The following is a 22,322-nucleotide window of genomic DNA, read 5'->3' as shown; positions in this document are numbered from 1 at the left end:
TTACGCTCGAAAATCTCCACCCTTTCCTTGACAACATAAGGTTTTACATTTTAAACAGTAAAAATTTGGATATCTATATCATACTTTCCTTTAAAAAAGTGTTGCATTTAATATTGCAATTTAGAAATAAATTTTTATGAGCAGGCTCAAATAAAAAGGCATGCGTCCTTGAACTAATTAAATAAAATGCAAAAAAATATTCAGTATTTTATCTCATTTGTGATATAATCTATTACAACGAAGGCTTGATTTTGGGTTATAATTCAATTTAAAAGGAGATGGGGTATGAACAAATTCAGCAGGAGCGAGAGAATTGGCGTTATGACGAAGATTTTAACCGATCGGCCCAATCAGATCCACACTCTGAATTACTTTGGAGAATTATTTGGTGTGGCAAAATCCACCGTAAGCGAAGACGTTATGGCGTTGCGCCGTGCTTTAAAAGCTTTTAATCTCGGCAATTTGGAGACGGTGGTAGGGGCTGCAGGAGGAATTAAATACGTACCCCAGCCCGACGAGGAGTACGTCTCGAATTTTATACAGGACCTGTGCAATAAGCTGTCTGAGCCCGAGCGCATTTTGCCCGGCGGGTTTTTGTATATAGCCGACCTTTTGTTTACGCCACATATAGTGCAGCAGGTGGGGGAAATCATGGCTTCCCGGTTCTATGAAGCCAATCCTGACTTTGTCATTACGGTGGAAACCAAGGGTATTCCCATCGCAATGATGACGGCAAGGGCGCTCAACTGCCCAGTGGTAGTGGCTCGAAGGGATAACGAGGTGACCGAAGGTTCGGTGGTTACCATAAACTACGTCTCTGCTTCTTCCAAGAGGATTCAGACTATGTCGCTTGCCAAGAGAGCAGTCAAGGAGGGACAGCGGGCTTTAATCATTGACGACTTCATGAGGGGTGGAGGTACGGCCAGAGGTATGGTGGACCTGCTCAAGGAGTTCAATGTCGATATAGTGGGCGTAGGAGTCATGATTGCCACCGAGCAGCCCAAACAGAAGATGATAGACAAATACGTTGCGCTCATCCAGCTCAAAGAAGTGGACGAGGCAAGCCGAAAGGTGGTGGCACGACCGGCCTTATAAAATTTTTATAAAATTTAAGAAGGAGTATAGGTTTCTTTGGCGAATTAATATCCTTAAGCAATTATTGTTTTATCAACTGGAAGGTGGTGAGCTAGAATGAACGTGACCGATGTTCGCGTTCGGAAGATCAAGGGTGAAGGGCGAATGAAGGCAGTGGCATCGGTTACCTTCGATGATGCATTCGTGGTACACGACATCAAGGTAATTGAAGGACAAAGCGGAATGTTCATTGCCATGCCCAGCCGGAAAACCCCTGATGGGGAATATCGCGATATTGCCCATCCCATCAATTCCGAAACACGGACACAGCTTCAGACGCTCATTTTGGAAAAATACAATGAAATGAGCGACGAATAAGCTTTAAAGGAGAGCATAGCCTCTCCTTTAAAGCTTGTTTTTGGCTGTTTTTTGTAGACTATAATCGAATTGTGGGAAACGGTCATTAGGGAAATCACCGCCTTCCAAATATTTATAATGATGTATGGACGAATGACAGCGTTCTTGCATTATGATATAATAGCGGTGGTGTTCTAAAACTTATAGGGCAAAGGGGAATACGGGAATGGAAAAGCGCATTTTTTCTATTATTCTGGCTGCCGGCGAAGGCACCAGGATGAAATCCAAAAGGCCCAAGGTGTTGCATCAGGTCTGTGGATATCCGATAATTGAGTATGTGGTACGGGCCGCTTCCGAGGTATCCGGCGACTTGCCGGTTGTGGTGGTGGGGCACAGAGCCGAGGAGGTCAAGCAGTATCTCGGGGAGAGGGTAAGATATGCTTACCAGCCTCAGCTGCTGGGTACTGGACACGCCGTGATGATGGCTCAGCCTGTGCTGAAGGACGCGGAAGGCTATGTCGTCATACTGGCAGGCGATGCACCTTTGATTCGTGGATGCACCCTTCAGCAGATGGTGCAGCATGCCGTGCAGGGAGGGTATGGTGCCGTAGTCCTCTCTGCGGTTGTAGATGACCCCACCGGTTATGGACGGATAGTACGCGATGATGACGGAGACCTGGAAAGGATAGTGGAGCATAGAGATGCCACTGAAGAACAGCGGCGGATAAGGGAGGTCAACTCGTCGATCTACTGTTTCGATGTTCAGCTTTTGTTCTCCAGCCTTGAGAGGCTAGATAATCGCAATTCTCAGGGGGAATATTATTTAACTGATGTGATCGAGGTCATGAAGCGCCACGGCGTCAAAGTAGGGGTTTTGGTGGCGCAGGATGCTGATGAGGTATTGGGAATCAATACCAGGGCACAACTGGCTGAAGTGGATAGAAAGATGCGCTTGAGGATCAACAGGTCCCATATAGACAGAGGGGTGACCATAATAGATCCGGAACACACCTATATCGGTCCTGATGTGGTAATCGGGTGCGATACGGTGGTGTATCCCGGCAATGTGCTGGAAGGTAGTACAATTATTGGTGAGGATTGTGTGCTGTACCCGAACAACCGCATAGTGAACTCGGTCATCGGAAATGGGGTTCAGCTACAGGCATCGGTGGTTTTGGATAGCCGCATTGGCGATGCAACGACGGTGGGGCCATATGCCTATCTTCGCCCGGGCAGCGTCATAGGGAATGGCGTGCGTATAGGCGATTTTGTTGAGATAAAGAACTCCACCATAGGTGATGAGACCAAGATTTCTCACCTGACATACGTGGGAGATGCGGAGGTCGGGAAGGGCGTCAACTTAGGGTGCGGAGTGGTGTTTGTCAACTACGACGGGGTCAAGAAGCACAGGACAGTGGTAGAGGATAAGGCCTTTATAGGCTGCAACGTCAACCTTGTGGCGCCGGTGAGGGTAGGGCAGGAAGCCTATATAGCTGCTGGATCCACTATTACCGAGGACGTGCCCGGTAAGGCGTTGGCTATTGCCAGGGAGCGTCAAATAAATAAGGAGGGCTGGGTGGAAAGGCGGCGGCAGAAGATGCAGGATACGCAATCCCATGCGTAGCCTTGCGCGAAAATGATTTTATCGGCAATGGGCCGAAGGAAACCGTAGTTGCTATGGAAACGCAACTTAAAATAGTTGTCTTGGGTATGCCTGAGATTCTTACTGAGTCACCACCTTTACAGGTGGCGATTAGGCTATTGTCAGCATCAACTTTGGCACAACAATGATGCACCGCCGCCATAGGCGCGCGATAATTAACTTGCGCTGAAGAGAACAAAAACACATAAGAAAGGGGAAGTCTGTAGATGATTACCCATGGAACGGGCATCAAAATCTTTACAGGCAATTCGAATCCCGAATTGGCTAGGGAAATTGCGCGATATCTGGGAGTTCCCATGGGGAATGCGGAGGTTGGCACGTTCAGCGATGGAGAGATCTGCGTCAATATATACGAGACGGTCAGAGGTGCTGACGTTTTCGTCATTCAGTCCATATGCCATCCGGTAAACGACAACTTGATGGAATTGTTGATAATGATAGATGCTTTTAAGAGGGCTTCGGCTGGACGCATTACTGCGGTAATCCCATATTATGGCTATGCCAGGCAGGACCGCAAGGCCAAGGCCAGGGATCCCATTACAGCAAAGCTGGTGGCCGATTTGATCACCAGCGCAGGTGCCAATCGCGTGCTTACCATGGACCTGCACGCGCCACAGATACAGGGATTCTTCAACATCCCATTGGATCACCTGCTGGGGATGCCCATCCTTGCCCAGTATTTCATAGAGCGGGGGCTTGAAGGTGAGGATGTGGTGGTGGTGTCTCCCGATGTGGGCAGCGTGACCAGGGCCAGAAGCTTTGCCAATCGCTTGAATTCGTCGTTGGCCATTGTGGATAAGCGGCGTCCCAGAGCCAATGTGGCCGAGGTCATGAACGTCATAGGCAATGTCAAGGGTAAGAAGGCCATCTTGATCGATGACCTGGTCGATACGGCGGGGACGCTGACGCAGGCAGCTCTGGCGCTGGTTGATCGGGGAGCCACCGAGATATATGCCTGCTGTACCCACGGCGTTCTGTCAGGGCCGGGGGTGGAAAGGGTCAAAAATTCTCCCATAAGAGAGCTCGTAATAACCAATACCGTCCCGTTGCCCCCCGAAAAGCGCATTGACAAGATCAAGATCCTGTCGGTGGCGCCGCTCTTTGCGGAGGCGATTGACAGGATATACGAGGATATCTCGGTCAGCCCGCTCTTTGAATGAGATTGAGAGCAAGGTGAGGAGCTGCCGTGTATGTCATAACAGGACTGGGCAATCCAGGAGATGAGTATGTGGGTACAAGGCACAATGCAGGATTTATAGTAATTGATATGCTTTCCCGTGCATATGGAATACCTTTGAAGGATATAAAATACAAGGCGGTCATTGGAGAAGGCGTCATTGGAGGCCAAAGGGTGGTGCTGGCCAAGCCACAGACTTACATGAATTCAAGCGGGTTGAGTGTACTGGATTTGGTCTGCGGTTACAAGATAGAACCTTCCAACTTGATAGTGATCTATGACGACATCGACTTGAAACTGGGGAAGGTGCGTATACGCCCTTCGGGGAGCGCCGGTACCCATAACGGCATGCGCTCCATCGTGTATCAGCTTCAGACGGAGGATTTTCCCCGCATTCGTATAGGCATAGGTGCGCCCCCTCCGGGACAGGACCTAGCCGATTACGTATTATCTCCTTTCAAAGAGGAGGAGCTCCCTGTTTTTCTGGCCGCCTGCGAGAGGGCGGTAAAAGGGGTGGAACTTATACTCACTAGGGGTATACAGGAGGCAATGAGCAGGTGTAATGGCTAGAAAAAAGCAGCTTCAATGGAAAGCGGTGTGTAATACAAACCAGTGGACAAAGTTGGTGGTAGGATGACTCCGATTTGGCTGGAGCCCATGACCAGATGGGAAGCGTTTGGTACCATCAAGGAGTCGGTCATGAGGGGCGCCGGCCCTGTGGCATTTTTGGGATTGGGGGAATCCCAAAAATGCCATATGCTGGCCAGCGTGCTGTACCCATTGGAGCGCAACTGCCTGTATATAACCAGTGGCGATGTCCAGGCAAGGAGAATATATGAGGACCTCTCGTTTTTTTATCCCGGCAAGGTCGTGTATTTGCCCGAGAGGGAAATGCTGCTGTATGATGTGGCTGCTCGAAGCCTGGAGATTACTCAACGGCGAGTTGGTGTGCTGGAAAAGCTTTTGCTGGAAAAAGATGTCATAGTTGTGGCCTCGATTGAGGCGCTGATGTCCTTGCAGACCCCTCCGCAAATCTTTAAAGACAACATCCTGACTATAAAGACTGGCGATGTTTTATCCCTTACCCGGATTGCCAGCAGGCTGGTGCAGATGGGTTATGAACGCGTGTCTGCCGTTGAGGGGAAGGGGCAGTTCAGCATAAGAGGGGGTATACTGGATATTTTTCCTTTGACGGCCGATGACCCATACAGGATAGAATTTTTTGATGATGAGGTGGATTCCATTCGCACATTTGATGTGCTGTCACAGAGGTCCATCGAGAACTGCTCTGAAGCGATAATTTCTCCAGCCAGCGAATTGGTTTTAACCGCTGATTCGCTTGCACGCGGTAAGGATAATATAAGCAGGAGCTACAGCGAATTTTCAAGCAAGGCCGGGCGTAGGAATATCAGCGCTTCTTTGAAAGAAAAAATAGAACGCGTTTTGAATGCCCTGGATGAAGGGGTATGTGACGGCTCGCTGGAGCGGTATTTTTCTTTTTTTTATCCCGAACGGGCCACCGTATTCGATTATTTGTATGCTTCGACATTGATAGTGCTGGATGAGCCTGCCAGGATCAGGGAACGCTGCCAGGGATACTTCAACGAGTTTCAGGAGCACTTCAAAGAGTTGCTGCAAAGATTTGAGGTTTTGCCCCGGCAGTCCGAGCTTATTTTGGACTATTCAGAGTTTTTAAGGAAACTATCTGGGCATGCCTGTTTGATGCTCCAGATATTGCCTACACCTCATCCTGATTTTGAACCGAGAGCGGCTCATAGTTTTGCCGTCAGGATCATTCCTTCATATCATGGCAAGCTGCAGCTGCTGGCCGAGGATATAGAGCTGTGGCTGAAAAAGGGGTATTACGTCTTGTTTCTTCTAGACAGTCAGGCCAGGAGGGAGGGGATTGCGGCTTTTTTGAGGGAGCATGGCATCCAGTCCCTATCTGTACAGAATATGGAAGGGGAATTTCAGCCGGGCCAGGTGGTTGTGGCGCCTGGTATTTTAAGCCATGGATTTGAATACCTCGATGCGCGATTTGTCGTCATAAGCGACAGGGAAATTTATGGGGTTCAAAGGCGGCGTGTTCAGCCCAGGAAAAAAGCCAGAAAACTTGAGAGTTTTATGGATTTGAAGGTTGGCGACTACGTGGTCCATGAAAACCACGGTATAGGGAAGTATCTGGGGATAAAGACTCTGGTTGTAGACGGTCAAAAGAAAGACTACCTGTATATAAAATACGCTGGTACCGATAAGCTGTATGTTCCCACCGATCAGCTGGACCTCATTCAGCCTTACATTGGGATGGGAGATGAGCCGCCAAAGTTATCAAAACTGGGAGGTGCCGAATGGCAGCGGACCAAGAACAGGGTACGCCAATCGGTACAAAAGCTTGCAATAGACCTGGTAAAATTGTACGCTATAAGGCAGTCGGTGCAGGGACACCGATTTTCGCCTGACACCGAATGGCAGAAACAGTTTGAGGCCCTGTTTCCATACCAGGAGACGCCCGATCAACTTCAGGCTATAGAGGATGTCAAGCGGGATATGGAGTCATCCAAGGTGATGGATCGATTGATATGTGGCGATGTAGGCTATGGAAAGACCGAGGTGGCCATACGGGCGGCATTCAAAGCCGTTATGGATGGCAAGCAGGTGGCTGTGCTGGTTCCCACTACCATACTGGCCCAGCAGCACTACAACACCTTTGTCAAGCGGTTTGAGGCTTTCCCGTTTACCATACAGGTATTGAGCCGTTTTAAAACGCCAGCCGAGCAAAAAGCAATATTGAAAGCGCTGAAGGAAGGGAATATCGATGTAATAATAGGCACTCACCGATTGCTGGGAAAAGATGTAAAGTTCAAGGATTTGGGCCTTCTCATAATCGACGAAGAACAGCGGTTTGGGGTTGCACACAAGGAGATGATCAAAGACATAAAGAAGAACGTGGATGTCTTGACGCTTACAGCCACTCCAATTCCACGTACCCTGCATATGTCCTTGATGGGCATCAGAGACATAAGCATTATTGAGACGCCGCCCGAGGACAGGTATCCTGTTCAGACGTATGTAGTGGAGTACAGTGAACCCCTCATTCGAGATGCCATTTTGCGGGAGCTGCAGAGAGGTGGACAGGTGTATTTTGTATACAACAGGGTAAAGAGCATGGATTGGATGTTACAGGAGCTCAGGAAGCTGGTGCCCGAGGCTAAAATCGCCATGGCGCACGGCCAGATGAGCGAAAACCTGCTGGAGAAGGTCATGATGGATTTTTACGAAAACAGGTTTGACGTGCTGCTGTGCTCCTCCATCATAGAAAATGGGCTGGATATACCCAATGTGAACACCATTATCGTATACGATGCCGACTGTTTTGGCCTGGCACAACTGTACCAGCTCAGGGGACGGGTAGGCCGTTCCAATCGTCTAGCTTATGCTTATTTTACCTATCGGAAGGATAAGATAATATCCGAGCAGGCTGAAAAAAGGCTTCAGGCCATAAAGGAGTTCACCGAGTTTGGCGCGGGATTTAAGATTGCCATGAGGGACCTTGAAATACGCGGGGTCGGTAACCTGCTGGGGCCGGAGCAACACGGCCATATGGCAGCGGTGGGATATGACCTGTATTGTAAACTGCTGGAGGAAGCTATACGCACTATGAAGGGAGAAAAGCTGCCTCAACCCGTAGAGACCATTATAGACATAAAGGTTAACGCTTACATTGAAGAGGATTATATCCCGGACGAAAATCATAAGATCGAGGTTTATAAGAAGATTGCTGCCATTGAAGGACCTCAAGACAAGATGGATGTGGAAGAGGAGCTGGTGGACAGGTTTGGAGATATACCGCCATCTGTGCAAAATTTGATCGATGTGGCATATGTAAAAGCCCTTGCTAAAAGGATGCGTATTGCTGAAATCGCCCATCGAGGTAAGGAGGTGAAGATGAGGCTGGTAGATGCGAAGGCCATACCTCCAAACAAGCTCATGGTGATTTTAAATGAAAATCGAAGGCAGATAGATTTTGCTTCTACGCCTGTGCCGGTACTGACGGTAAGGCTGAAGGATTCATCGCCCAATGCGGCTTTGCAGGCGGCTAAAGATGCTGTGGAAAAGCTTGTAGATTATTTGAATTGAAAGGGTGAAAAAGGTATGAAACACTTTGGGAAATATTGTGCGATGTTCATTGTGGTGATATTCATACTGGGCGTAACGGGCTGCACCCTGGTTGAAGTGGTGCCTGAAAAGGACAGACAGCGGGTTGTAGCCGAGGTTTATGGTGAGAAGATACTCAAGGGAGAGTTCCTGGATGCCTATAACCAGCAAAAGGCTTATTACGGCATCACTGAAGAAATTGAAAAAGACGCGCAGTATAAGGGTACAATAAAGGAAATCAAGAAAGATGTGCTAGAGCAGCTCATAACCCGAAGGGTGCTGCAAAAAAGAGCTAAGCAGGCCGGTTTTACGGTAAATGAAGAATATATACAGGAGGCTCGCAAGGAGCTGGAAGAGCAGCTCAAAAGCTACGCCGAGGCATTAAAACAGCGGGCCCAATCTGAAGGGAAAGAGTCTCAACAGGAAAAGGATTACCTTCAGGAAGCCAGAAATGAATGGCAACAACAGCTGAGCGATGCAGGGCTCACGGAAGAAGAATACATTCGGAGGCGAGCCGAGGATATAATGCTGGAGAAGTTTACAGAGAAGATGCTTGAGGATGTGGAGGTTACCGAGCAAGATATCCAGCAGTATTACAACGAGCAGCTGAATAGGCAGAAGAAAGACCCCAGCCTTGTAGAAACAGCTCCTGTGCAGCTTTATCGCCCTGCAGGTTGGGTAAGGGTAAAGCATATCTTAATTCCGCTTTCTTCGGAGGAGCGGGATGGGTATTACGATTTAGTTCAACAGGGCAAGCAAGAGGAAGCCAAAAAGTATTTGGATGAGAAGCTTAAGGCAATTGAGCCCAGGGCCCGGGAGGTGTATGATAAGGCGAAGGCAGGGGAGAGCTTTGAAGCACTCATTGAGGCCTACAGCGAGGATAAAAGTGTTGCTAACAAAGAGGATGGCTATGTGATATACAGGGGAAGCGGTCTGTTTGCTGAGGAGGTAGAACAGACGGCCCTGAAGCTCGGTGAAGGAGAGATATCCCAACCCATTGGTTCTCCCCTTGGGTATCACATCATAAAGCTCTATGAGAAGCTGCCTGAGAAGGTTTTTACCCTTGAGGAGAAAAAGGAAGAGATAAAAGCGGTAGTGCTGGACGATAAGCGCAATGAGAAATGGAATGCTTTGCTTGAGGAGTGGAAGAAGGAAGCTAAAATTAAAAAATACGAGAACCGATTGTAATTAAACGGAATTTTTGAGTCCCTCCGAGATCGAGATGAATAAAAGCGCATAAACAGTAAAATAATATGAATGCAAGGATGGTTTTGTAAATTGATACAGATTAAGGAGGGATGTGTGTGAAAGCAACGGGGATAGTAAGGCGAATTGATGAGCTGGGCAGAGTAGTGATCCCCAAGGAAATTCGTCGTACCTTGCGGATACGCGAAGGTGACCCCCTGGAGATTTACACCGATGAAGAAGGGGAAGTAATTTTGAAGAAATATTCTCCTATAGAGGACCTAAGCGATTTCGCCGACGAGTATGTGGAGTCTCTGCACAAGATCCTGGGGCATACTGCTTGTGTGGCAGATAAGGATGTCATTGTGGCTGTTGCGGGTATTCCTCAAGCTCGTTTTAAAAAAGAGAAAATCAGCGAGGATTTGGAACGTATCATAAATGAGAAAAAGATGGTGTTGGCCAATCGTGCCAATAAGGATATTATCTATCCTCTGTTGGAGAAGGAAGGTGGTCAAACAGAGTATACCGCTCAGGTGATCGTCCCCATAGTGTCAGGAGGGGAATCCATTGGAGCAGTCATATTGTTATCCAAGGAACCCAATGTCACCATGGGAGATACTGAGTTGAAGATAGCCCAAGCTGCGGCGGCATTCATAGGGAAGCAAATGGAACAATAGCAAATGGATAGGAGAAAAAGGCATTGAGTAATCTCAGTGCCTTTTTTATTTTTTCTGTATTGTAAGACAAAAGAGAATTAATATAATATTTTAGTCGGAAGATGATGCTTGTGGGGTTTACCGCCGGCGGAGGCTTATATTAAATAGATGACGTTTGGATGATTATGAAATGCCTGCCGCTATATTTATTTTAAACTCGGTGAGGAGGATTTTTGTGAGGAAAAGGTCTTTTATTGAAGGAGCAGCCGTGCTGGCCTTTGCAGGGCTGCTGGCCAAAGTGCTGGGGGCGATATTTCGAATACCCCTTACATACATAATAGGCGCTGAAGGGATGGGTCTGTACCAGATGGCCTATCCCATATATTCTTTCCTGTTGGTCATATCATCGGCGGGGTTGCCCGTGGCCATCTCAAAGATGGTTTCCGAAAGGATGGCGTATGGCAACTATTCCGGCGCTTACAGGGTTTTCAGGGTCTCTCTAACGTTTTTGGCGTGCCTTGGTATAATGACATCTACCCTGTTAATGGCCTTCGGCGGCACGATATCCATAGCCCTGGGCAATCCCAAAGCCGTATATTCTATACTGGCCATTGCCCCGGGCCTGTTTTTCGTGTCGGTGCTTTCGGCCTTTAGAGGGTATTTTCAGGGTATGCAGATGATGAGCCCTACTGCCCTGTCTCAGATTGTGGAGCAAAGCGGCAAGCTGTTCATGGGTTTATTGCTGGCATGGCTTTTCGTAGGCAGAGGGATTGAATTTGGGGCGGCAGGTGCCGTCTTGGGGGTTACCTTAGGTGAGATAGCGGCTTTGATCTTACTGCTGGGCATATATAGGCGAAAAAAGGAGGATTTGGGAGAAGAAATAAGGAGAAAAGCGGTAAAGGAAAATCTTGGGATTTGCTATGGCGAACCAGTGCACGAGATAATAAAGAAATTGGCAAACATTGCTGTACCAGTAACTATAGGGGCCTCTCTTATGCCGCTAGTGGGCTTAATAGACGGTATGATTGTGGTAAACCGCCTTATGAGCATAGGAGGAGCCGGTACGGCGGCTTCATATACGGTTGAGGAGGCTACCAGCCTGTATGGGTTGCTGACGGCGTATGCAAACCCCCTCATCAATTTTCCTGCCATCTTGACGGTGGCTTTGGCCATGAGCATAGTGCCTTCGATTTCTGAGTCCTGTGCGCTGGGCCATCGAAAGGCGGTGGCGCATAAGGCAGCGGTGGCCATACGCTTAACTCTGTTGGTGGGCTTGCCGGCAGGCGTGGGGATGTCGGTCCTGGCACATCCAATCATTCGTCTGCTTTATAGGGCTTTGGACGATAGCCAGGCGGTGTTGGCCGGCAACCTTTTAAGCGTATTATCATTTGGCGTGGTATTTCTCACCCTCATCCAGAGTTTGACGGGGATCCTGCAGGGCGTTAACCGGGCGGCTGTGCCGGTCAAAAACCTTGCTGTAGGAGCGCTGTTTAAAGTGGTGACCACGTATACCTTGGTGGGAATACCCCAGATAAATGTACTGGGAGCGGCTGTTGGCACTGTAGTATGCTATGCCATCGCTTCACTGCTGGATTTCTCTGCCGTGATAAGGTATACCAATGCTTTTATACCTTTTACTGATTTTGTCTTAAAGCCAATTGTCGCTGTAGGTATAATGGCAACTGCTGTTTCTGTACTCTATAAAGTGCTGGAGAGCGTTGTGGGGTTAACTCTTGCCACCACGCTGTCAATTATTGCTGGCATCCTGGTATACGGCCTGGCACTTTTGGTTATGGGTATCATAAAGGAAAACGACTTCAGATTTTTGCCGGGCGGAGATAAGCTGGGGAGGGTGCTGTATCAGCTCAGGATATTCCGGTGAAAAATTCTTCTATAGCCTGTTGTCCCTCGTATTAAACGAAATCAAATTGACTATGAAACTTGAAAATCTGTGCTAAAAACTGCTTCAAAATATTCAAATGGTTTATTATCATTATAGACGGGGATTCGATTTTGTAATGGGTTATACAGGGAAAGGCGGATGGCAATAACATGGACATCGAAGTAATACAGGGTTATACTCTGGTCAGGGATGGGGTCAACAGATGGCGCATACCCAAATTTGGGAAGATGAGAGTAGATGCTGTAGTGTATGTGAACGATGCCTTGCGGAGCCTTTTGCATGAGGACCAGTCATTGAGGCAGCTTGTCAATGCCGCTATGCTGCCTGGCGTGGTGGAACCGGTCATAGGAATGCCTGATATTCATGAGGGGTTTGGGCTGCCCATCGGAGGAGTCATGGCCATAGAGAGGCATGGGGTCATTTCTGCAGGCGCTGTGGGGTATGACATCAACTGTGGCGTAAGGCTTTTAAGGACTGACCTTGAGGCCCGTGATTTGAGCAAAGAAACTTTGTACAAGCTGATAGAGAGGATCGAACATTATGTTCCCACGGGTATAGGTAAAAAGGGGAAGCACAAGGGCATTACCCGCCGGATTTTCGATGACGTTGTGCACAATGGTGTTGAAGCTGTAATCGAAGCAGGATTTGGAGGAAGGGAAGATTTAGCCTATATTGAAGATGGCGGAAGGCTGGCAGGTGCCGATATTTCTGCTGTGTCCAAAGAGGCCCAGGAGAGAGGAGAGGAACAGCTGGGCACGCTGGGCGGGGGAAACCATTTCATAGAGATTCAGCGGGTGGACCGTATCCTGGATGAGGACCTGGCAGAGGCATTTGGCCTGTTCGAGGGCCAGGTAGCTGTCATGATCCATACGGGGAGCCGCGGGTTTGGACATCAAATCGCCACCGATTATACCAAGATTTTGTGGGAAGCGGCTAAAAAGTACGGCATTGAGGTGCCGGAAAAGGGCCTTGCCGCAGCGCCCATAGATTCCAAAGAGGGAAAGAGTTACTATAAGGCCATGGCGGCTGCCGTCAATTTTGCCTTTTCAAACAGGCAGATAATCATGTGCGATGTGGTTAAGGCTTTTGAAGATGTTCTGAAAAAGCCAGCTGAGTCCATGGGGTTTAAGCTGGTCTATGACGTTGCTCACAACATCGCAAAGTGGGAGCGGCATGGCGGCAGGGACCTTCTGGTGCACAGGAAGGGTGCCACAAGGGCTTTGCCTGCGGGCCACAATCAAAATCCAACCAGATATATGCAAACGGGGCATCCCGCTTTGGTCCCCGGTAGCATGGGTACCGGCTCTTACGTTGTCGTTGGAACGGGTGAGCTGACAGAGAGCTTCTTTTCGGTGAACCACGGTGCTGGGCGCAGGCTATCGAGGACCAAGGCAAAGTCGATTACAAAGCAGGAGTTTGAAAGGGCCATGGGGGATGTTATATATAATGCCGGGTCATATAAGGATATTGTGGACGAGTCCCCTCTGGCATATAAAGATGTGGAAGAAGTGGTGGACGTGCTGGTTAAGCGGGGCGTTACGATACCAGTTGCGCGGCTGGTACCGCTAGCGGTTGTAAAGGGTGCGGATTGACATTGATGTTGGTCCTTTAGGATATATTATGGGTTGCATAACGTCGTGGTAAGATGTATTATATATAGTGCGTTTTACACAGGAGGGCTTTAAGGAATGAAACATAAGGTTACGGTTGTGGGATTGGGGCTGGGCAGCGAGGATGGCCTTACCCTAGGGGCTTTAAAGGCTTTACGCCAAGCACCCAGCGTGGTTTTAAGGACGGAAATACATGGGCTTGTCCCCTTTTTGAAGGCACAGGGGATAGAATATACTTCCATGGACGATATTTACCAAAACTGTGAAGATTTTGACCGCGTTTATGAAGCTATGGTAAAACGGGTCATGGATATGTCGCAAAAGGGCGAAGTGGCAGTGGGGGTCCCAGGTCATCCCCTTATAGGTGAAAGGCTTACGTTTGAGCTTTTAAGACGGCTTGACAGGGAGAGATATGACATTGATATTATACCAGGAATAAGCGGTGCCGATGCGCTGCTCGCTCTGATTCAACAGGCCGGCATAGAGGGGCTAAAGATATTGAGCGCTCCCGAGATGACCGAGGACTTAATAAATGTGCGCCTGGCAACGGTGGTTATCAATATGTACGACGCTTTGGTAGCGTCAGAGGTGAAATTGTTGTTGCTGCGCTTTTATCCTCATAACCTGGAGGTGTTTGTAAGCTGGCAAACCCAGGACAAGGGGTTGGAGTACAGGGCTGTGCCGCTGTATCAGTTAGATAGGCAACAGCACTATGACCACACCACCTGCCTGTATCTTCCGCCCGTTAAGTTTGAGCGGCTGGAGTCCTTTGATATGAATCACCTAAAACAAATTATGGAAATACTCCGTTCGCCTGAAGGGTGTCCATGGGACAGGGAACAGACGCATGAAACCCTTAAACGCTATCTCATAGAAGAGGCTTATGAGGTGATAGAGAGCATCGATAAGCAGGATGAGGACAAGCTGCTAGAGGAGCTGGGCGATGTGCTCTTACAAGTGGTGTTCCACAGCCAGATCGCAAGGGAGCGAGGAGCATTTGATATATTCGATGTGATTACCGGGATATGTCAAAAGATGATACAACGGCATACTCATATATTTGGGGATGCTGTAGCCGAGAATGCACAGCAGGTAGTGGCTAACTGGGAAGACCTGAAAAGGCATGAGAAAGGCTTTGCAACCCATACCCAGGTTTTGCGCGATATACCCAGCATCCTCCCCGCTCTTATAAGGAGCTACAAGGTGCAGGAAAAAGCGGCTTTGGTGGGTTTTGACTGGGAGAGCGTGGAAGGTGCTATGCAAAAGCTGGAAGAGGAACTGACAGAGTTAAAGGAGATATATAGAGGAGGTGATGAGCAAAAAATCCGGGAGGAAATAGGAGATTTGCTGTTTGCGGCAGTCAATGTCGCAAGGTTTTTAAAAGTGGATCCAGAACTGGCATTGAAGAACACCATCGAGAAGTTCATAACCCGTTTTGAATACATAGAAAAGAACGCCAGGCGTCCTTTGCAGGAGATGACGCTGGAAGAGATGGATAAGCTGTGGAATCAAGCAAAGAAGCTATTTTTAAAATAAAAACATGTATAATTTAAGAAAAATATGGTAATGATATTACCGAGATTCCTCTAGAAAAACTAGGCGAAAAATATGTAAAAATTTCAAAAATTATTTGGCAACAAGGAGGAATTTGAAAAAAAATAGCGAATATGCTATAAGAATTTATTTCAAGGAGGGTTCGTATATGAATAAAGCTGAGTTGATTGCTGCTGTAGCAGAGAGAAGCGAGCTGACAAAAAAAGAAGCTGAAAGCGCTATTAATGCTCTGATTTCCGTAATTACTGAAGCATTGGCCAGGAATGAAAAGGTACAGCTCGTCGGTTTTGGTACCTTCGAAGTTCGCGAAAGGGCAGAGAGGAAGGGCAGAAATCCTCAGACCAAAGAGGAGATCATCATTCCCGCCTCTAAGGCCCCTGTGTTCAAAGCTGGCAAGGCTTTGAAGGATGCTGTTCAATAAGTTAAAAACTCAAATTATAAAAACCGGGTGATAATCCCGGTTTTTATAATTTTTGGATTTTGCTGTGCCCTATGTAGTTTAGCCTTATAGAGAGCCGCAGACAAAAAATATGCTTCTCCTGTTCATCATGCTGTTATAAGCGTTGTTTCAAAAATTCAATTGAAAAGGCACCGGAAGAATTGTATACTGGTCTTGAAAATTTGGGCTTATTTGGAGGGGGTAAAGGCGTGCGGATAGACAAGTTTTTAAAGGTGTCCAGGATTATAAAGAGGAGGACGGTGGCCAATGAGGCGTGCAGCCAGGGAAGGGTTCTCATAAACGGCAAGGTGGCCAAGCCCAGTACAGAGGTAAAGGTGGGCGATGTAATAGAGATACAGTTTGGTGAGCATATACGGCGTTTTGAAGTGCTATCGGTGTCCGAACATGTTGCCAAGGGAGAAGCCTCAAAGATGTACAGAGAGCTGTAAATTCCATCGATTTTGTAGTATTACCTCCTGGATTTAAGTAAATACTAGACATTGAAATCTTAAACGATGAAGCAGAGCCGAGGATTACAGGAGGTATACGGATGAGCGCAGTAAAGTCGAAATGGAGCAGGTTTTTGATTGTCCCTGTGGTATTTGTCTTAATCGTATCAGGGTGTGCAAGGGTGAGGAGGACTGAGCCACCAGCTCCAACCCCTGAGCAGCCCGCGAAAAAGCCGGCCATTCCCCAAGCTTTGGGAAGCCCTAATGGGCAGGAGCCGCGCCTTAAGGTATATATAAAGGAAGAAGGCAGGGTACAGGAGATGCCGTTTGAAGAATATGTGGCCGGGGTTGTGGGAGGTGAAATAAAGAACGATTGGCCGATGGAGGCCATCAAGGCCCAAGCCATTATTGCCAGGACCTTTGTGCTCAAATTCATAAAGGACAAAGGTCAATCCAAATACGGCAATGCCCATATTTCAACCGATATTGAAGAAGCCCAAGCATGGAACAAGGAGGCCGTCAACGACCGAATAAGGAGGGCGGTAAACGAGACCAGAGGTCAGGTAATGGTATATGACGGGGATTATGTGAATGCCTGGTTCCATTCCAATGCCGGAGGCAAGACGGCAACGGCGGTAGAGGGCCTGGCCTACAAGGAAGGTAACCCCCCTTACATACAAGCCGTCGACTCTCCCGATGATTCTTCGCTTATTCCGCCTGATGAAAGGAACTGGGTTGCTGAATTTTCAAAGCAGGAGGTCATACGGGCTGTTCAGCAGATGGGCAAACAGATAGAGGATTTTTCCAGTATCAAGATAGGTAAGAGAGGACCGTCGGGGCGTGCCATGGAAATCATGCTGGATTCCATGCCGGTTTCGGCACCTGACCTACGCATTGCGCTGGGCAGTACCAAGATGAAGTCAACGCTGCTGGATGAGGTGCGGCTGGAGGGCGACCGCGTAATATTCAGAGGTAGGGGCTATGGACATGGCGTGGGCATGTCCCAGTGGGGCGCTTATAACATGGCCAAACAGGGAAAAAAGGCCGAGGACATCATTAAGCATTACTTCAAAGGGGTTCAAATCGTGAAGCTGTGGCCTTGAAGCTCTGTTAAGCCCGGCAATATAAAGCCGGGCTTTTGTATGCATACCATGAAAGGAGTGGTCATATAATCAAGTAAGGGTATTGTATCAGGGGGGAATGGAATGATTAGAGAGATGGATGATAAAAAGGCTGTAAGAAGCAGGAGCCACAGCGTGCTTATGGAGAACCGCGAAAAGGTGACCATAACAGGGGTAATTGATGTGGATAGCTTTGACGAGGCAACGGTGGTATTGGTAACCGATATGGGCTATATTACCCTTCACGGTCAAGATCTCCATATAAACAAGTTGAACCTGGAGGAGGGACAGCTCATAGTCGAAGGGGAAATCATAGCCTTGCAGTACAGCGATCACGACGGGCTGGGTGGAAAAGGTTCTGGCTTTTTCAGCAGATTATTCAGGTAAAAAAGGGTGCATATTGTATGCTTATGTCGACAGCCAACCAGGCATACGTCTTTCTGGCCACAGTTTATACGGGAATGATCGTCGGCTTCATCTACGATTTCAATAGGGTGATTCGCAGGATATTTAAACCCAGGCCGTGGGTTGTGGGCATAATGGACCTGCTTTTTTGGCTCATTGTAGCGGCCATCGTATTTATGGCGCTGTTGTACGCCAACGATGGGGAAGTAAGGTTTTACAATTTTATTGGACTAGCAATGGGGTGGAGCCTGTACCTGTTGACAATAAGTTCCTGGGTGGTAAAAGCGTTAAGCCTTGCATACAGAGCCATGGAAAAGGGCTTTAAGTGCGCCATTAGATTTGTGTCCTGGCCTTTTCGCGCCTTGCTTAATTTTTTTAATAAAATTAACGGCAAAATCAAGGCATGAAAAAGAGGATTTTTATGTTGAGCGTCGAATAATAATATAAAAGGCCAAACTTGTTTTTGTATTTGGCTTGTGATGAATGAGAGCAGTTTTCGTTTTGAGAAGGTGATTGAATGGCAAGGCGCAGGTATGTGCTAAAGCCCAGAGCCAAACTGATGATTGCAGTGCTGGTAGTCGGCTATTTCATTTTTACTTTTATTCAGCAGGAATTGAAGATACGGGAGCAGCATGCGCAGATGGAGCACTTGAGGCAGCAGATACAGCAGGTCGAGGAGTACAACGCCGAGCTGGAGCGCCAGATCGAATATACAAAATCGGAGGAGTATATTGAGAAGGCGGCCAGGGAGCGCTTTGGGTGGGTAAAAAAGGGAGAGATAAAATTTATTGAAAAACAGAACTGATAAAGAGGAGGAAACCATTTCTGTATGCCTGTTGAGGTAGGACAAATTGTTGAAGGCAGAGTATCGGGTATTACCAGATTCGGGGCGTTTATAGTGCTGCCCGATGGCCAGACCGGCATGGTGCACATCTCCGAAATTGCCGACACCTATGTGAAAGACATACACCAATACCTGAAGCAAGATGACAGGGTGATGGTGAAGGTTTTGTCGATAGATGAGAGGGGCAGGATAAACCTGTCAATACGCAGGGCCCGGGAGAAAGAAATGACGTTTGAGGAGCGACTGGCCAAGTTTATGAAGGAGAGCGAGGAAAAGCTGCAGGATATAAAGAGAAACCGGGAGGCAAAGCGCGGCGGGGGACATTGGCGTGGAAGGGGCTGAAAACGAGAAGATATTTTAAAGGAAACTCCATATGAGAATGAGATAGGGTTCTCTATTAAATGGTGCATTTTAAGCTGGTTATAACACTCGGAACATCAAAGCGAAAAAGGGTATTGACTTAAAAAAGATTTTATTATAGAATATAACTTGCCGTTAGGGAGAAGGGAACATCAAAGAAGGCTCGGACGTCGCGGGGTGGAGCAGTCAGGTAGCTCGTCGGGCTCATAACCCGAAGGTCGAGGGTTCAAATCCCTCCCCCGCAACCAGTTTTATCTTTATAAAGATGAAAAAAGTCTGTTTGATAGTGCGGCGGCGTAGCTCAGTTGGCTAGAGCATTCGGTTCATACCCGAAGGGTCAGCGGTTCGAATCCGTTCGCCGCCACCATTGTTATAAAGGATTAATTTCTTACGGGCGTATAGCTCAGCTGGGAGAGCACTTGCCTTACAAGCAAGGGGTCATAGGTTCGAGTCCTATTGCGCCCACCAATGTTTGAGCACTCCGAGGTTTCCTCGGAGGTTTTTTATTGCCATCCAGCTGATATTTACCTCAAAAACTCCCTGGAACTCAGGGGGGAGGGATTCTTTAGAATTTTGGCGACGTTGCTGTCAAGACGGCTTATTCTCCTGTAGGCAGGCTCAACAGCGCTTTTTTCGGGAAGCAGAGTTAAACAGCATTGCGGGATCATTTAGAGAAAGCTGCAGATATTTTGGGATGTCTGCAGCTTTTTCGCTTTTTTTAAGGTTTATGTCGTAAAGTTTCCAAAATTCATTTCCTAATATTGACAAAATATTTGTCCAGGCTCTGGTATAATGAGTGTGCTTCATTGGATAGCGCATCAAAAAATGTAGAGCAGGTGGTGTGGTGGGTCATGCAGAGGGGAGCATACTCTTACCAGGGGCTTAGTGGACAGGCTATCAGGCGCATGGTTGTCCCATCAATACGCTGGAAACAAGCAATTTATGAGCTATTAGTCTGCATGTTGTGCTTTTTAATGGGACGAGCTGTCATATTCGATGAAGTGGCACCCTTTGGGGTGGCGCTGTTTGCCAGCGTGATACCCAGAAAGAAAAACGCGGCTGTATATTTAGTCACGGTCATATTGGGGCTTTTAAGCCGCGGCGTGCATGCTTTCGTGCTGAAATATACATTGACAGCTTGTCTGCTTTTCGTTTACAGCCAGATTCCCTTTGTAAGGCGAAAGGAATGGAGTGTACTGCATGCCGCTTTGGCTGCAAGCTTTGCGCTTATGCTGGTAAATATCACATATGCCTATCTTCAGGGAATGCTGTTTTATGATTTGATTCTTGCTGGACTGGAAAGCATTATCGGGTTGGTCATGGTTTATGTATTCAGCCCGGTTATGGATTTACTCATTAATATAAGGTCCCGCCGCGTGCTGGCTAACCATGAAGCGATTGGCATTGCCGTTTTTCTGGCGTTGTTGACAGTGGGGTTTTGGGAGATTAGGCTTTTTGGCTTGGCTTTTCGTAACGTATTCGCAATTGTGCTGGTATTGCTGTTTGCCTATATAGGCGGTGCAGGGATGGGGGCGGCCATAGGGTGCCTTGTTGGGCTGTTTCTTTCCATGGCCACTCAACCGGCTGTTGAACTTATAGGAGTTTTCACTGTGTGCGGAATGATGGCAGGGGCTTTTAAAGATTTGGGAAGAGCCGGATCCAGCCTGGCGTTTATCTTGTCCAATGCCTTTATGACTTTTTATATCAATCGTTCAACTGTGACCATATTGCCTTTTAAAGAAATCGCTGTATCGAGCTGCATACTGCTTCTCGTTTCACGCAGGGCGATTGAATACATGAGGCAAATTTGGGATGCCGGGCTGAGCCGTATTAGAGAGGGAAACAGGTATACATCCAAACTGAAGGAGCTTACCATAAGCAGGCTGGAAGAGTTTTCACAGGTGTTTCATAATCTTGCGCAGGCATTTTCACAGATCTCTCAGTCCGATGTGATAAGGGGGAGGGAAGGTATAAACAGGATGCTAGATGTAGTGGCAAGCGAGGTGTGTACCGGGTGTACGTTTTATCGAAACTGCTGGCAACGGAATTTCTATGCCACATACAACAACATGTTTGACCTGATAAGCATAGCCGAAACCAAGGGGAACATACGAAAGGAGGACTTATCCGAAGATTTCTGTAAAGCCTGTCTTCGCGTGGACGAGGTTATAAGGGCCATGAACGAGGTTTATGAGGCCTATAGGTTTAATTACAGGTGGCAGCAAAAGATAGATGAGTGCAGGAGCCTGGTGGCGCAGCAGCTCGAAGGGGTATCCAAGGTGGTAACCCGGCTGGCGCAGGAGCTTGATATAGATATACGCTTCAAAAAGGATCTAGAAGAGGCCATACTGCTGGAGCTGGACAAAAAGGGTATACGCGTAAAAAATGTTACGGTGACAGAAAAAGCCGATGGAAGAATGGAAGTGAACATCGCCAAAAAGTCGTGTGGTGGACGAAGGGAGTGTATGCGGGTTATCGAAAAGGTTATAGGGGAAGTGTTGAGAAAACCCATGTCGTGCAAAAGTGATGAGGGCAGGATTTGCTCACAGCAAGAGTGTATCCTTAAGTTTGTTGAGGCTCAAAGGTATAAGGTGATGACCGGAATTGCCAGAAAAGCCAGGGAGTATGCCGATGTGTGCGGCGATAACTACTCATCCATTCCTATCGGTGAAGGAAAATACCTGTTGATTTTAAGCGACGGAATGGGGTCGGGCAGCAGGGCTGATGCCGAGAGCAGCATAGTGGTTTCGTTGCTGGAGAATTTTTTGGAGGCCGGATTTGACCTCAATATGACCATTCAGACCATAAATTCCGTATTGATACTCCGCTCCAGGGATGAGATATTTGCCACTGCAGACCTGTGCGTGATAGACCTGGTGACGGGAAACGCTGATTTTATCAAAATCGGAGCGGTGTCCACGTTTATCAAAAAAAAGGATGGCGTAAAGGTGATAAAGGCGCCAGCCTTGCCCATGGGGATCTTGGAGGATATTCAGGCCGAAAGCGTGAAGGAGGCACTTGAAGATGGGGACATGATTGTGATGGTGACTGATGGGGTTCTAGATAGTGTGGATGCGCAGATTAACCCAGAGGAATGGATGGTCGATGTGATTTCAAAGCTGGATAGCTGCAATCCCCAGGAGCTGGCCGACCATATAATGAATGAGGCATTAAAGCAGGCTGACGGGATTGCACGGGATGACATGACCGTGATGGTGAGCCGCATATGGAAACCGTATTTTTCTCTAAATTGCAATATTAAATGCAACACTTTTTTAAAGGAAAGTATGATATAGATATCCAAATTTTTACTGTTTAAAATGTAAAACCTTATGTTGTCAAGGAAAGGGTGGAGATTTTCGAGCGTAAG

19 protein-coding genes and 3 tRNA genes are annotated in these 22,322 nt (G+C 47.7%); all 22 read left to right on the top strand.

Going from position 1 to position 22,322, the window contains the following annotated elements; genetic code table 11:
* Positions 1–285 precede the first annotated feature (285 nt).
* The 22 genes from purR to spoIIE all read left to right on the top strand — a co-directional run bounded on the left by purR (position 286) and on the right by spoIIE (position 22,248).
* A complete protein-coding gene (purR, locus tag KVG29_RS11940; RefSeq protein WP_252228659.1) occupies positions 286–1,095 on the top strand; it encodes a pur operon repressor in 810 nt (269 codons plus the stop codon).
* A gap of 96 nt (positions 1,096–1,191) precedes the next feature.
* On the top strand, positions 1,192–1,452 hold the full coding sequence (gene spoVG / locus KVG29_RS11935) for a septation regulator SpoVG (protein ID WP_252228658.1): 261 nt from the start codon (positions 1,192–1,194) through the stop codon (positions 1,450–1,452).
* Between the two features lie 205 nt (positions 1,453–1,657).
* Positions 1,658–3,055: a bifunctional UDP-N-acetylglucosamine diphosphorylase/glucosamine-1-phosphate N-acetyltransferase GlmU gene (gene glmU / locus KVG29_RS11930; RefSeq protein ID WP_252228657.1), complete on the top strand. Its 1,398-nt coding sequence runs from the start codon at positions 1,658–1,660 to the stop codon at positions 3,053–3,055.
* A 245-nt stretch (positions 3,056–3,300) separates the two neighbouring features.
* Positions 3,301–4,254: a ribose-phosphate diphosphokinase gene (locus tag KVG29_RS11925; RefSeq protein ID WP_252228656.1), complete on the top strand. Its 954-nt coding sequence runs from the start codon at positions 3,301–3,303 to the stop codon at positions 4,252–4,254.
* A gap of 26 nt (positions 4,255–4,280) precedes the next feature.
* The gene (pth, locus tag KVG29_RS11920) at positions 4,281–4,841 is read left to right on the top strand and encodes an aminoacyl-tRNA hydrolase (RefSeq protein WP_252228655.1); all 561 of its coding nucleotides are present in this window, start codon (positions 4,281–4,283) and stop codon (positions 4,839–4,841) included.
* Positions 4,842–4,883: 42 nt separating this feature from the next.
* Positions 4,884–8,408, top strand: a complete 3,525-nt coding sequence (gene mfd / locus KVG29_RS11915) for a transcription-repair coupling factor (RefSeq protein ID WP_252228654.1) — start codon at positions 4,884–4,886, stop codon at positions 8,406–8,408.
* Positions 8,409–8,450: 42 nt separating this feature from the next.
* The gene (locus tag KVG29_RS11910) at positions 8,451–9,614 is read left to right on the top strand and encodes a peptidylprolyl isomerase (protein ID WP_252228653.1); all 1,164 of its coding nucleotides are present in this window, start codon (positions 8,451–8,453) and stop codon (positions 9,612–9,614) included.
* Positions 9,615–9,730: 116 nt separating this feature from the next.
* The gene (gene spoVT, locus KVG29_RS11905; protein WP_338084648.1) at positions 9,731–10,288 is read left to right on the top strand and encodes a stage V sporulation protein T; all 558 of its coding nucleotides are present in this window, start codon (positions 9,731–9,733) and stop codon (positions 10,286–10,288) included.
* Between the two features lie 214 nt (positions 10,289–10,502).
* Complete coding sequence (locus KVG29_RS11900; protein ID WP_252228651.1) at positions 10,503–12,149, top strand: putative polysaccharide biosynthesis protein; 1,647 nt, start codon at positions 10,503–10,505, stop codon at positions 12,147–12,149.
* Positions 12,150–12,319: 170 nt separating this feature from the next.
* Positions 12,320–13,762 carry an RtcB family protein gene (locus tag KVG29_RS11895; RefSeq protein ID WP_252228650.1) on the top strand — a complete coding sequence of 481 codons (1,443 nt, stop codon included), beginning with the start codon at positions 12,320–12,322 and terminating at the stop codon, positions 13,760–13,762.
* Positions 13,763–13,858: 96 nt separating this feature from the next.
* Entirely contained in the window at positions 13,859–15,316 is a 1,458-nt protein-coding gene (yabN, locus tag KVG29_RS11890; RefSeq protein ID WP_252228649.1) for a bifunctional methyltransferase/pyrophosphohydrolase YabN, read from the top strand.
* A 142-nt stretch (positions 15,317–15,458) separates the two neighbouring features.
* Positions 15,459–15,755 carry an HU family DNA-binding protein gene (locus tag KVG29_RS11885; protein WP_338084649.1) on the top strand — a complete coding sequence of 99 codons (297 nt, stop codon included), beginning with the start codon at positions 15,459–15,461 and terminating at the stop codon, positions 15,753–15,755.
* A 227-nt stretch (positions 15,756–15,982) separates the two neighbouring features.
* A complete protein-coding gene (locus KVG29_RS11880; protein WP_252228648.1) occupies positions 15,983–16,222 on the top strand; it encodes an RNA-binding S4 domain-containing protein in 240 nt (79 codons plus the stop codon).
* 101 nt (positions 16,223–16,323) lie between these two features.
* Entirely contained in the window at positions 16,324–17,325 is a 1,002-nt protein-coding gene (locus tag KVG29_RS11875) for a SpoIID/LytB domain-containing protein (RefSeq protein ID WP_252228647.1), read from the top strand.
* Positions 17,326–17,427: 102 nt separating this feature from the next.
* Positions 17,428–17,730, top strand: coding sequence for a sporulation protein YabP (gene yabP / locus KVG29_RS11870; RefSeq protein ID WP_242948346.1), 303 nt, complete (start codon positions 17,428–17,430; stop codon positions 17,728–17,730).
* 17 nt (positions 17,731–17,747) lie between these two features.
* Positions 17,748–18,155: a spore cortex biosynthesis protein YabQ gene (gene yabQ / locus KVG29_RS11865; RefSeq protein WP_252228646.1), complete on the top strand. Its 408-nt coding sequence runs from the start codon at positions 17,748–17,750 to the stop codon at positions 18,153–18,155.
* 110 nt (positions 18,156–18,265) lie between these two features.
* Positions 18,266–18,553, top strand: coding sequence for an FtsB family cell division protein (locus KVG29_RS11860; RefSeq protein ID WP_252228645.1), 288 nt, complete (start codon positions 18,266–18,268; stop codon positions 18,551–18,553).
* 24 nt (positions 18,554–18,577) lie between these two features.
* The gene (locus KVG29_RS11855; RefSeq protein WP_252228644.1) at positions 18,578–18,934 is read left to right on the top strand and encodes a S1 RNA-binding domain-containing protein; all 357 of its coding nucleotides are present in this window, start codon (positions 18,578–18,580) and stop codon (positions 18,932–18,934) included.
* A gap of 189 nt (positions 18,935–19,123) precedes the next feature.
* Positions 19,124–19,200: transfer RNA gene (locus tag KVG29_RS11850), tRNA-Met, on the top strand.
* 42 nt (positions 19,201–19,242) lie between these two features.
* Positions 19,243–19,319: transfer RNA gene (locus tag KVG29_RS11845), tRNA-Met, on the top strand.
* A gap of 25 nt (positions 19,320–19,344) precedes the next feature.
* Positions 19,345–19,420, top strand: a tRNA-Val gene (locus tag KVG29_RS11840).
* Positions 19,421–19,758: 338 nt separating this feature from the next.
* Positions 19,759–22,248 carry a stage II sporulation protein E gene (spoIIE, locus tag KVG29_RS11835; protein WP_252228643.1) on the top strand — a complete coding sequence of 830 codons (2,490 nt, stop codon included), beginning with the start codon at positions 19,759–19,761 and terminating at the stop codon, positions 22,246–22,248.
* Positions 22,249–22,322: the final 74 nt, after the last annotated feature.

The organism is Caldicoprobacter algeriensis, from assembly GCF_023838525.1.
Taxonomy (GTDB): Bacteria; Bacillota; Clostridia; order Caldicoprobacterales; family Caldicoprobacteraceae; genus Caldicoprobacter; species Caldicoprobacter algeriensis.
This window is presented reverse-complemented; position numbering and strand designations above follow the sequence as displayed.